The following is a 12,547-nucleotide window of genomic DNA, read 5'->3' on the forward strand; positions in this document are numbered from 1 at the left end:
TGGTTTGAAATTTAACCTAATGAGGGTACAATAGTAGAAAACTATTCCAATTGTAAAGGAACAGATGACTATGAAAGCAAGTAACAAATTAAATATAACAGTGTTGCTCATAGTTGTATGTGTTGCTGTGTTTGCGGTGTGGCATAATCGTGAGCCAAAAGCAGAAGCTGTGCTTGCGCAGCAAAATGAGCTGCCGATGAAGAGTGGACCTAAGGCTGGACTGCGTGCACCTTCGTTTTCACTTCAGGGAACAGATGGGACTACCTATGTTGTTGATGGCCCCAGAGATAAAGCGGTAATCCTTAATTTCTGGGCTTCATGGTGTGATCCCTGCCAGCAGGAAGCTCCTGAACTTAATACCATGGCCACTAAGTATAAGGATGTTCTAGATATTTACGGTATTAATGTGAGCAGTCAGGATTATAAACCCAATGCTGAACGTTTTATCAAGAAATACGGTCTTGTGTTTCCGGTTATGTTTGATGTAAAAGATGAGGTGTACAGCAAATATAATGGAGCTGTTTTTCCCACCAATGTGCTCATTGATAAGAATGGAGTGATCTCCGAGATTATTTTAGGTATTCTTAGCCCTGAAGAGTTGGAAAAGAAAATAATCAAGCTTACCGAATCATGAAGCGGGCTGTCCATATAAGAGACAGATCTGCTTTTTTCTCCAAACAGCAAAAGTCTAAAGATCAGCGATTCTTCTTATTGGAGGATCGCTGATCTGCGTTTTTGGTCATACGCGATTTGCTTTAGTGGACCACAAGCATTAATTTCACTATACCGTGGAGCAGAAATGGCTGGAACCCCGAAGGAAGCCGCGTTAGAACAATTAGGGAATTTCTCCCCATAAATTTGAGATCTCGGGTCATTCAACGAATAATTAGGGGAAATATCCCTCTAATTTAGCTGTTTTGGTAAAAAATAATGAAATTACCCTAATTTTTAGGGAGGAATTCCCTGTTTCTGTTTATTTATAGCAAATATCGGCTATTTTCAGGGAGTTTTTCCCCAATTACTCTACCTCGCCACGAACCCGCACTCGCATCCCCCACATCCCGCACCCGAACTCGCACCCCATGCATCCCGTACATCCCTCAACGCCCACTGCACACTGCCCACCACCCATAGTCTATGGGCTAAAGTAATAGTCCGTTATTTAGCCTATTTAATAAAAAAGAAGCTGCCCTATAAGTAGAATTCGCTACTATTGGGAAGCTTCTTTTTTTGTCTTACAAAAGTCTATAAGTGATCAATTAATGATTGACCAGGCCTCTAGGTTCATTGCTGGTTGTCTTCTCATTCTCCAATGAGAGCTCATTGAGAAGCGCGTAGCGCATACTGTCAACAAGTGCCTCCCAGCTGGCTTCAATTACGTTACTGGAGACACCAACCGTACTCCAGGTGTCTGTGAAGTTCTTGGATTCAATCAATACCCTTACCTTCGCTGCAGTCTGATCCTGTTCATCTATTACACGGACTTTATAGTCGGATAGATGCATTTCCTTTAATTGTGGGAAATAGGTCTGTAATGCTTTACGAAGCGCGTTATCGAGTGCGTTGACTGGACCGTTACCTTCAGCAGCAGTATAAAGATTCTCACTGCCAACTTTCAGTTTAACGAACGCTTCAGATACTACTGGATGTTCTGCGGTTTTCTCAACTAACATCTTGAAGGATTCAAAGGTAAAGGTTTCATTCATCTCGCCGGTAGCTTCCCGAAGGAGTAGCTCCAGTGAGGCATCGGCACCTTCAAATTGATAACCTTGATGTTCCATCGTTTTAATCTTCTCGATCACCCGGCGAGCCTGCTCGCTGCTTGGATCCAGATTTAAACCCATATCCTGCGCTTTGGAGAGTACATTGCTCTGTCCAGCCAGTTCGGAGACCAGCACACGCTGCTTGTTCCCGACAAGCTCAGGAGCGATATGCTCATAGGTCCGTGAATCACGCATGATGGCGGAGACATGGATTCCACCTTTGTGGGCGAAAGCTGCATTTCCGACGTAAGGCTGATTTACCGGCAGATTAACATTGGCCACTTCACTAATATAGCGGGCAGTGTTGGTAAGCTGTGATAATGAATCGCCTGGAATACAGTGATAACCCATTTTGATCTGTAGTGTAGGAATAATAGAACATAGGTTGGCGTTGCCACACCGTTCACCGTAACCATTAATGGTACCTTGTACTTGCCGTGCTCCAGCTCCGATGGCGCTAAGTGCATTGGCAACCGCCAGCTCACAGTCATTATGAGTGTGAATTCCGAGATTGGCTCCGGGTAATTGTTGATTTAGAGCGGTAACAATCTCATGAATTTCATTAGGTAAGGTTCCACCGTTGGTATCGCACATTACAAGCCAATCTGCTCCGGCTTCCCGGGCTTTGGACAGAACAGCTGCTGCATATTCAGGATTATTCTTGTATCCGTCGAAGAAATGCTCGGCATCAAAAATCACTTCAAGGCCTTGGCGTTTCAAGTAGGATATGGAGTCGCCGATCATGGCGAGGTTCTCCTCAAGCGTAGTCTGTAATGCAGTGTGTACATGGAAATCCCAAGATTTTCCGACGAGTGTAGCAGCAGGAACCCCTGCGTCAATCATACGTTTTAAATTGTCATCGTTTTCGGCCAAGGAATTCTTACGCCGAGTGCTGCCGAACGCTGTAATTTTGGCGTTCAGATGAAGCTCCTTGACTCTTTTGAAAAATTCAATGTCTTTATTGTTGCTTCCCGGGATGCCACCTTCAATATAGTGCACACCCAGATCATCGAGTTTCTTGGCAATCTTCAGCTTGTCGTCAGCCGACAGACTGATGCCTTCACCTTGGGTGCCGTCGCGTAATGTAGTATCGAAGATGGAGATGGACTTAGACATGAGAGTCCTCCTTATAGGGAAATGAATTTATATATTATAGCATTTTTACGCGGGAATGTAACAAAGAACTTTACAGCCTCTTAAGTTGACCTAACCGCAGCGGAGAGTTATTCTAAATTGGACAATAGAAAACCTGAGGATAAGAAGGTAGATATTGTGCAGAATGTTGATCAGTATTATCCAACGAGCGGCAGGGTTATCCTGCATGTCGATATGAATGCTTTTTACTGCTCTGTGCATGAGGCAGAGGACCCTGACCAATATAGAGGCAAAGCTACTGCGGTTGCGGGTAGTGTTGAATTGCGGAAAGGGATCATAGTGACTTGTTCCTACGTCGCCCGCAGAATGGGGATTTCGACGGGAATGCAAGTTCAGAAGGCGCTTCGTATTTGTCCATCGCTTATCGTTATTAAACCGGACTTCCATTTATACCGCAAATATTCTAATGCTTTTATGCAGATTGCATATAGCTATACTCCGTTACTGGAAGCAGTGTCCATCGATGAATGTTACCTTGATATAACTGGCTCCAGACAATTCGGTACACCCATGGAAATAGCGGAGACGATTCAGCGCCGTATAATGGAAGAATTGGGCTTGCCATGCTCAGTGGGGATCGCTCCCAATAAGCTGCTTGCGAAGATGGCTTCCGATTTAAAAAAGCCAAACGGCATTTCGGTGCTGCGGCTGCGGGATGTGCCTAAGATTTTATGGGACAAGCCCTGTAATGAAATGTTCGGCATTGGTGGAAAAACAGCAGAAAAGCTCCGCAAACTGGGCATTTACAGTATTGGTCAATTAGCAGCGGCTGATGAAAATATGCTGGTTGAGAATTTCGGAGTTATGGGCTCATGGCTAAAGCGTGCCGGCAACGGTATTGATCATGGGATCGTTAACCCTGAGCGGGAGCAGAGTAAGTCGATTGGGCACACCACAACATTGCCGCGGGATGTCGTAGGTCTTGCTGAGGTACGACCGATTTTGCTGAATTTAAGTGATCAGGTAGCTCGGCGATTGCGTAAGCAAGGTCTTGTTGCCTCAGGGGTACAGCTGACCATTCGGACGCCCGATATGAAGACTATAACCCGCTCGCGTCAGCTAGAGGCTCCTTCGGAGAGTGGGGAGGATATCTACAAGTCCGTCTGCGATCTATATGTTCGTCATTGGAATGGGGAGAAGCCTGTGCGGTTGCTGGGTGTGACCCTGCAGGGCTTGATTGCTAAAGAGGATTCCGCCATTCAGCTTGATTTGTTCGATTACGAACGTCAGCCTAAGAAAGAGTCTCTTAACAAGACTATGGATATGCTGCGTAATAAATTCGGTGAAAATGCAGTGTTAACTGCCGGGATGTTAAGCGATTCTCACTCTGCAAGGCTCCGCAATCATAAAGAACGGGGCACTTCACTGCAAAAGGATAATCTTCTATCTGTCGAGTCTGATAAAGAGTGACAAGAACATTCTATGACATGTCAAAATAGGTGTCGTAGAATGCGTCAGAAATGCAAACGTATTGAAAATCGATTGAAATTGTATTCTTTTTATATTAATATGAGAAAAATAAGACGCTGGTACAACAGCGCTGTATTGCTCAACGGGAGGCAGAGATAAAATGGCTAAGTACACTTGGGTCGAAAAAGACACTTGTATCGCTTGCGGTGCATGTGGCGCAACGGCTCCTGATATTTTTGATTACGATGATGAAGGTTTGGCAGAAGTTATTTATGAAAATGACGGAAACCACGGCATCACAGCGATTCCGGATGATTTGTTTGATGATCTCCAGGATTCTTGTGATGGATGCCCAACCGATTCTATTAAAATTGCGGATGAGCCTTTTAACAAAGAGGGCTAATTAACCGGGGTTTTGTAACTTCCAGCACAACATAAAGACATCTCCTGCGAACTTTTGTTCAGCTAGGGATGTCTTTTTTGCGATGTCTGACCGATATTAATGTAGGAAGGAATTATAAAATTTCGGAGGTTCCGATGAAAAATTCTCAGCACCTCAAAGCATATGTACAGATGCATCCAGACAATAAGATGGCATGGTACTTGCTGGGTAAGGAATACTATAAGAACGGTCAACAGGGGAAAGCTAACTATTGCTTCAATCAGGCTGGAGAAGTATATGAAGCTTTCGAGCATAGTAAGGTGCCTGCGGAAACGCTGCGGGAATATGAGGAAGGGCTGCTTCAGGCAAGCCGCCAGCGGGACCGAAGGCAGCAAAGATTCCGCTACATTATGCTTGGGCTGATGCTTCTATTACTGGTTATGGTGCCATCGGCTGTAGCTCCGGGTCTAGATATTGCGGGAGATCAGGATACGGTCCAAGACACGGTTACTTCTGAAGTTAAAGATCCGCTTGATCAAAAAGATATTGAGAAGGAACCCGTTCTAGAGGCACGAAAAATGATGTATACAGCGCAAGAGAGTGGAGCTTCGGCTTCGTCAGGGAAGCTGATGGCAACTATGCTAATGCGCGAGGAACCGTTTCAAGCTGCTATTTTGGGCATGGAGCGGGAAGGGAAGTGGCTGCTGTGGAAAGAGAAGCTTCCGCTTAATTCCACACTGCAGAAGAATGGGAATGGACGGTTGGTATACCAATCCTATGATTCAGCGGCATGTGCATGCGAACCGCCAGAGCAAGGGGAAGTTGCGGAGGATGCAGCTGAGTGGCAGGGTGATCAAGAGGAGCTAGCTACATTATGGAGTGCAATGAGGGCTTATCAGAATCATAAAGGCAAGCTTCCGGTTTCCTTGGCGGAATTGACTAGACCTTTTCCGGAGAATTGGATTGGCGGGACGACACCAGTCATGAAGCGTGATTTCAATTCTCTAAAGGAAGTAGCGACTGCTAAGGCACTTGGGATACCAGAAGTTGCGGAGGAGCCTCCAAGCTCAATTGTTGAGGCGGGAATGGGCATACCGACGGCGTTAAGCGAGAGTGGAAGTAATGGAAAGGGTGTTCCCTTTTTTGACCAGCCGCTTAGAGTGATTGTGGATAAACAAAAACACCGCTTGGCAGTAGTCAGCGGCTCTGTTATTCTGCGGAATTATGAGGTAGGTCTTGGGGGAGACAAGACTCCAGAAGGCAACTTCATCATTACAGATAAAGTGGTCAATCCAAACGGTCATGATAATGGGGAGTTCGGAAGCCGCGGACTACAACTTTCAGATAGTAATTACGCTATTCATGGCACCAATGAGCCAGAAAGTGTCGGCAAGGATGAATCCCTTGGCTGTATTCGGATGAGTCGAGAAGATGTGGAAGAACTATTCGCTATGATTCCAAAAGGAACAAAAGTGGTGATCAGTAAAGGGGTTCTGCCTGAAAAGCAGCTGCTGCCGGCGAAACGCTTCAACCCTGCTGCTCCGTATGATCAGACCAACCCCCACAAAGTATATCACTGGCTGAATTAGTTCCCGGCAACTATAAACAGAACGATGATGAGAAGAATTAGTAAAGTTAAACTTACGCCGATCCACATTAGCGCTTTACGATTAACTTCTTCTTTCTTTTGCTGCAAAGTTGGTGGTTTACGTTTAGTTGACATCCAGCATACCTTCTTTCTCTCTTAATCGCTGATTACCCCTATATTGTAATGCGTTTACAAGAAAATTACTATACTTTGGGTTAAGCTCTCTGCACACTTACAGGGTAAAATGCTTTTCTTTTGTTCAAGAAAAGGCTAAAATTAAGAAGAAACCTACAGAATCGGGTAGACACGTGGATTAGTGAAGTACCCCTTAAGGAGCGAGAACGGTGTTGTATCGTAATTTTGGTAAACCAATTTTCTTTAAGCTGGACCCTGAGAAGGCTCACCATCTCGTCATAGGTGGATTGGACAAATCATCGTCAGTTCCAGGGGGAAGCGCGGCATTGCGTTTAATGTATGGCGTTCCTGAAACGGCAGATTTAGCAGTTGATCTGTTTGGCATACATTTTCCGACTCCAGTTGGACTGGCAGCAGGCTTGGATAAGAATGCTGAGGCTGTTTCTGGATTCTCTTCGATCGGATTCGGATTTATGGAAGTGGGGACGGTTACCCCTAAGGGTCAACCGGGAAATGATAGCCCGCGTTTGTTCCGTCTTCCCTCTGATGAAGCTCTGATCAATCGTATGGGCTTCAATAACGAAGGGGCTGACGCTATGGCAGAGCGTCTAAAAAAATTAAAAAATCGCAGAGTTCCAATAGCAGTAAATATTGGACGGAATAAAATAACTAGTAATGAAGCGGCTCATGAAGATTATCGTCAGTGTATCCGTACGCTTTATCCGTACGGTGATTTTTTTGTGGTCAATATCAGCTCACCAAATACGCCGGGGCTGCGCAGTCTCCAGCATGGCAGCGAATTAGCGTTCCTGCTAGCACAAGTAAAGGAAGAAATGGAGATTCAGCGTAAAGCCACAGGCATGAATAAGAGCTTGTTGGTTAAGATTGCTCCAGATGTCAGTGATTCTGAATTGGAGTATATGGTTCAATCACTGACAGAAGCTGGTATGGATGGTATTATTGCTACGAATACTACATTGAACCGGGATGGACTTAGTCATGAAAAGGCTAATGAGACAGGTGGATTAAGCGGTAAGCCGCTTCGTGACCGGTCAACGGAAATCATCCGTAGGATTTATCGCCAGACTGAAGGGAAGATGCCGATCATAGGTTCAGGGGGCATATTCACCAGTCAGGATGCGTATGACAAGATAAGAGCAGGCGCAAGTCTGGTCGAAATTTATACAGCACTTATCTACGAAGGACCGGAGGTTAACCGCAGGCTGCATGCCGGATTACGGCAGCTCTTACGGCGGGACGGATTCAGTCATATCTCTGAAGCAGTGGGTGCTGATCATCACTGATTGAAGGAGTCGAAAGGACAGGAGGACGAAGGCGATGGACGGCAGGGACTGGGGAACTTTTTTGCTTCCATATGAACAGACTGTGGAAGAATTGAAAGTTAAATTCAAAACAATGCGTTCGGAGTTGAAGAAAAGAGAGGAATACACGCCGATTGAATTCGTAACTGGTCGTGTAAAGCGGCTGTCAAGCATTTTGGAGAAGGCTAAGCGCCTGAATGTGAAGATGGAAGATCTGGAGACGGGCATTGAAGATATAGCCGGGATCCGGATTATGTGCCAGTTCGTGGAGGATATCCGCAGAGTGGCTGAATATATCCGGGCTCGTAAGGATCTTGAAGTCCTGTATGAGAAGGATTACATCACCAATTATAAAGAGAGCGGCTATCGCAGCTTTCATATGATTATTAAATATCCTGTGCAGACAGCTCTGGGACAAAAAATAGTGCTCGCAGAGATCCAGATTCGTACACTAGCTATGAATTTCTGGGCAACCATAGAGCACTCTCTGAATTATAAATATCGGGAAAGCTTGCCGGATGAAATGCGAGTGCGCTTGAAAACTGCAGCTGAAGCAGCCTCCATCTTGGACAGCGAAATGTCCAGTATTCGTGATGAAATCCTGGAAGCACAAAAGACCTTCGAGGAAAACTCGAATATGACGACTCAAATTCTCAAATCTATTCATCAATTGTATTTCTATCATTTGGTGAATGAGGCTATAGATACTCAGGCTCGATTTAACGAAATATGGCAGGCTCAGGACATGGAAGCGATGAAGGAGCTTCTGAATCATGTACGGGGACTTCTCTCCGCAGCTAAAAAGGATAGTTTGCCGGATGGCTTATGATCCGTTGTACTTGGCTTATCTAGTGTACTTTAATCGTGACCGGGATTATTTCGAATGTCACGAGGTGCTCGAAGAGCTATGGCTTGCCAAGCAACGCGACCCATTGTACAAAGCACTTCTCCAAGTAGCTGTTGGGTTGTACCATTGCCGCAATAATAATATGCGTGGTGCAACGATTATGCTAAGTGGGGCTGCTGCCAAGCTGGAAGAATATTCAGCAGTGACACTTGGCATTAATTTGGCTAAGCTAGTGGTGGAAGTGAAGGATTATGTTCGCCGCTTGGAGTCGTGTGAGCAGCAGCCATTTTCTTATTATGATCTGACTATAGAAATCATTGATCAAGGTCTGGCGGACGAAGTGAACTCTGCGGCTATGGCGATCACACCGAATAATCCTCAACGACGAGGTCCTCAAAGACCGACCTCTTCTCATCGTAAATAATGAACCTCTATAAATGAGTATTGCCAAAGGGACACCCGTAAGGGTGTTCCTTGAATCTTTAAACACCTAAATTTTAGCAGTACTATCAGGAGGACGGCATCATGGCGGCACAACTGCCCAGTTCTTTCAGCGAGCGTATGATGGACTTGCTGGGAACGGATTATAATCAATTTGCGGATTCGTACAAGGAGACCCCTAACGGAGGCGTTCGTGTTAATACATTGAAAATTTCAGTGGAGAAATTGAAAGCTCTTTCCACTTTAGAGCTGGAACCCATTCCGTGGTGTCCAACCGGATTCTATACAGAGGATGGGGCCAGACCAGGTAAACATCCACATTATCACGCAGGATTGTATTACATTCAAGAGCCAAGCGCTATGGCACCTGTGGAACTGCTTGATGTACAGCCAGGAGATCGTGTCCTTGATTTATGCGCTGCACCTGGGGGCAAATCCACACAGATTTCTGCCAAGCTCTCAGGAGAAGGCTTGTTGGTTACCAATGATCTTCATCCAGAACGCACGAAAGCCTTAGCCAAAAATCTAGAGCTGTATGGGGTGCGCAACGGTATCGTATTAAACGAAAGTCCAGATCATATTGCAGCGGCATTCCCGCTTTATTTTGACAAAATCTTGATTGATGCTCCATGCTCAGGTGAAGGGATGTTCCGTAAAGACGAAGACATGGTGAAGCAGTGGGATTCAGGTACACCTGCCAAATATGCTGCCATGCAGCGGGATATTTTACGTTCTGCTGCAACAGCGTTGGCACCGGGAGGTACACTTGTCTATTCCACCTGTACATTTGCTACAGAAGAAAATGAGGAAATTATAGCGGAGTTTATTTCTGAACATCCACAGTTTTCGGTGATTACAGTTGGAGGCACTGGCTCGTTTGCTCCAGGTTTTGGAGAATTATCAGGGACGGCAAGACTATGGCCGCATAAAGTAAAAGGTGAAGGACATTTCATGGCTGTGCTGCAGCATGTAGGGCCAAAGGTATCTGCGGAGGAACGTGATCAAGCCGAAGTTAAGTTGAGCGCAGTTACACGGAATACGAATAAAAAAGGCACTGCTCATGTTAAATCCTCAAACAAACCAGAAGCCAGACGAGGGAAAGAAGGTAAGTTCTCTAATAAATCTGCTGCTGGCGCTGAACGTGGCCGTCAAGGTTCAGGAGAAGAGCAAGCATTGGCTGCATATGGAGATTTTATAAAAGATCAGCTTGGCTGGGAGCCAAAAGGGTATCCGATTTTCTTCGGTGATCATCTGTACATCTCCCCACTACCTAAGGAAAGATTAAATGGATTAAAGGCGATTCGTCCAGGATGGTATGTAGGACATGTCCGTAACGGCAGATTTATCCCAGGACATCCAATGGCTACCGCGTTACACCCTGAAGAGAGCTGCCGAAGTGTCTCACTTTCCAGTACGAGTAATGAAGCTATTTCCTATCTTAAAGGAGAGACATTGTTGATTAGTCAAGAACGTCTCTCTATTAAAATAGGAACTACCCAAAAAGGATACGTACTGGTCTGCATAGATGGTTATAGTGCAGGCTGGGGGAAGTGGCAGGACGGTGTGCTCAAGAATGAATATCCCGCAGGCTGGAGGTGGATGTAAGAATGAGCCTATCAGGGAAAACTGCAAAAAAGCAGCGTTTAGATAAAGTATTGTCCCATATGGGGGTAGGATCACGCAGCGATATTCGTAAACAAGCCAAGCAAGGTTTAATTACCGTGAATGGTGCAGTCGTCAAGGATAGTGGATTTCATGTAGACCCTTATCACGATGAAATTGTGGTTGGCGGCGAGCTTGTTACCTATCGTGAATTTATTTATCTTATGATGAATAAGCCACCGGGAGTTCTGTCGGCAACAGAGGACAAGCGGGATCGGACTGTTCTGGATCTTTTAAAGCAGGAATATGTACAGTTTGAACCTTTTCCTGTAGGAAGGTTAGATAAGGACACAGTAGGGCTGCTTCTGCTCACCAATGATGGACAGCTTGCCCACGAACTACTATCGCCACGCAAGCATGTCCCTAAGACTTATGAAGCTACAGTTGAGGGAGACGTAGATGCAGACGATGTAGCGGCTTTTGCGGCAGGTGTCGAGCTGGAAGATGGATATGTTACTTTACCTGCACAGCTAACTATATTGGGAAGAGAACGTGGCAGTAAAGTAATCTCACATATTTCGCTGATCATCACAGAAGGAAAGTTTCACCAGGTGAAGCGAATGTTCCAAGCTGTCGGCAAAAAAGTCACTTTTCTGAAACGAGTATCTATGGGAGAATTGAGGCTGGACGAAAGTCTGCCACTGGGAGCTAGCCGGGAACTTACGCTAGAGGAACTGGCACTCTTAAGTACAGAAGCACCAGAACAATAATATATAGAAAAAATGGTATATAAATTGAATTTGGAAACTTGGGATAAGGGAATGGAGTGACGGAGGGGAAATTTGGAACTGTAAGAGCGATAGCGACCGCCTTTGTTTCCGGATTTCAACCACTATTAAACGGTATAAATCAAGAAATCTGGAAACAACAGCGGCTGGAAGCCCAAATATTCACCGCAGTTGCGACTGAAACTTAACTCAAATAGCCAGGTTCAATATATATAGAAAAAGAAAGACAAGGATGGTGGGAGTATGAGATACAAACTGATTGCACTAGATGTGGATGGTACACTGTTGAATGATGATCACCACTTGAGCACTGAGAATAAAGAAGCCATTGCTGAGGTTACGCGTCTTGGCGGGCAAATCGTGTTATGTACCGGCCGCAGTCCGCAGAACTCGATTCCTTTTATGGAGGAAATGGGGTTGTCTGGTTATGTGCTGGGTCATAACGGAGCTGCAACGGTTCGTGTGAAAGATCGGGAAGTGCTGCATCAATACGGTATGGATGCTCGTGGTCTTGACCCTTATATTGATTATTGTAGAAAGCATGATATTCATTATGATGTGAATACGGCTTTTGATATGTATGTAGATAATGTAGAAAACCTGACCAAAGAAGCCAATTATATGTATGAACACTTCCGTATCGTGCCGGCTACACTGCCAGCATGGGAAGATTTCCGTGAACCGGTTGTTAAGTTTACTGTATTTACACAACCAGAAATCCTTGACGAAGCTGAACGTGAATGGCGTACTTGGACCCATGAGTACAATATTTTGCGCAGTGGTGAATTTTTCGTTGATTTGATGCATCCGGAAGCCTCCAAGGGCAACGCCTTAAAGAATCTGGCTGTGAAGCTGGGAATTCCGCAAGAGGAAGTTCTTTCGATCGGTAATTATTTTAATGATATTTCTATGCTTACATACGCGGGTATGGGCGTTGCGATGGATAATTCTCCGGTTGAGGTCAAAGCGGCAGCGAATGCTGTAACGGGGTCTAACAACGAGCATGGTGTGCGAGATGCGCTGGTTAAATATTGTTTATCTTAATAATGGAAAGCATAAAGCGGACTTGAGTCCGTTCTATGCTTTTTTTGTTGTGAAGGAAATAAAAGAGATA

At 45.2% G+C, this 12,547-nt stretch carries 12 protein-coding genes; 10 read left to right on the top strand and 2 right to left on the bottom strand.

The genetic code is table 11. The annotated features are described in order from the left end of the window. The first annotated feature begins 70 nt into the window (after window positions 1-70). Entirely contained in the window at window positions 71-634 is a 564-nt protein-coding gene (locus NSQ50_RS10125; protein ID WP_076100887.1) for a TlpA family protein disulfide reductase, read from the top strand. 625 nt (window positions 635-1,259) lie between these two features. Here the strand turns inward: NSQ50_RS10125 and cimA are convergent. Beyond that, window positions 1,260-2,879, bottom strand: coding sequence for a citramalate synthase (gene cimA, locus NSQ50_RS10130; protein WP_076223248.1), 1,620 nt, complete (start codon window positions 2,877-2,879; stop codon window positions 1,260-1,262). 117 nt (window positions 2,880-2,996) lie between these two features. Between cimA and NSQ50_RS10135 the strand changes: the two genes are divergently transcribed. From NSQ50_RS10135 to NSQ50_RS10145, 3 genes are all read left to right on the top strand, one after another. Further along, entirely contained in the window at window positions 2,997-4,328 is a 1,332-nt protein-coding gene (locus NSQ50_RS10135) for a DNA polymerase IV (RefSeq protein WP_370510582.1), read from the top strand. Between the two features lie 160 nt (window positions 4,329-4,488). Further along, window positions 4,489-4,731 (top strand): ferredoxin, encoded by a 243-nt coding sequence (locus tag NSQ50_RS10140; protein WP_036689316.1) that lies wholly within the window; start codon window positions 4,489-4,491, stop codon window positions 4,729-4,731. Window positions 4,732-4,865: 134 nt separating this feature from the next. After that, window positions 4,866-6,299: a L,D-transpeptidase gene (locus NSQ50_RS10145; RefSeq protein ID WP_076140923.1), complete on the top strand. Its 1,434-nt coding sequence runs from the start codon at window positions 4,866-4,868 to the stop codon at window positions 6,297-6,299. Here the strand turns inward: NSQ50_RS10145 and NSQ50_RS10150 are convergent. After that, window positions 6,296-6,433, bottom strand: coding sequence for a hypothetical protein (locus NSQ50_RS10150; protein WP_167348489.1), 138 nt, complete (start codon window positions 6,431-6,433; stop codon window positions 6,296-6,298). The two genes, NSQ50_RS10145 and NSQ50_RS10150, sit on opposite strands and share 4 nt — an antisense overlap. Before the next feature lie 209 nt (window positions 6,434-6,642). Here NSQ50_RS10150 and NSQ50_RS10155 point away from each other — a divergent pair, with 209 nt between their 5' ends. The 6 genes from NSQ50_RS10155 to NSQ50_RS10180 all read left to right on the top strand — a co-directional run bounded on the left by NSQ50_RS10155 (window position 6,643) and on the right by NSQ50_RS10180 (window position 12,477). Then, window positions 6,643-7,737, top strand: coding sequence for a quinone-dependent dihydroorotate dehydrogenase (locus tag NSQ50_RS10155; protein WP_036689322.1), 1,095 nt, complete (start codon window positions 6,643-6,645; stop codon window positions 7,735-7,737). Between the two features lie 34 nt (window positions 7,738-7,771). Further along, a complete protein-coding gene (locus NSQ50_RS10160; protein WP_076223245.1) occupies window positions 7,772-8,584 on the top strand; it encodes a GTP pyrophosphokinase in 813 nt (270 codons plus the stop codon). Then, window positions 8,574-9,026, top strand: coding sequence for a DUF309 domain-containing protein (locus NSQ50_RS10165; protein WP_036689328.1), 453 nt, complete (start codon window positions 8,574-8,576; stop codon window positions 9,024-9,026). Before NSQ50_RS10160 ends, NSQ50_RS10165 begins: the two co-directional genes overlap by 11 nt. A gap of 101 nt (window positions 9,027-9,127) precedes the next feature. Further along, entirely contained in the window at window positions 9,128-10,648 is a 1,521-nt protein-coding gene (locus tag NSQ50_RS10170; protein WP_076100884.1) for an RsmB/NOP family class I SAM-dependent RNA methyltransferase, read from the top strand. Between the two features lie 2 nt (window positions 10,649-10,650). After that, window positions 10,651-11,415, top strand: coding sequence for a pseudouridine synthase (locus NSQ50_RS10175; RefSeq protein ID WP_036689333.1), 765 nt, complete (start codon window positions 10,651-10,653; stop codon window positions 11,413-11,415). A gap of 261 nt (window positions 11,416-11,676) precedes the next feature. Further along, entirely contained in the window at window positions 11,677-12,477 is an 801-nt protein-coding gene (locus tag NSQ50_RS10180; protein WP_036689337.1) for a Cof-type HAD-IIB family hydrolase, read from the top strand. Window positions 12,478-12,547: the final 70 nt, after the last annotated feature.

It is taken from the genome of Paenibacillus sp. FSL R10-2788 (genome assembly GCF_038003885.1).
In the GTDB taxonomy this organism is placed as follows: domain Bacteria; phylum Bacillota; class Bacilli; order Paenibacillales; family Paenibacillaceae; genus Paenibacillus_AQ; species Paenibacillus_AQ odorifer.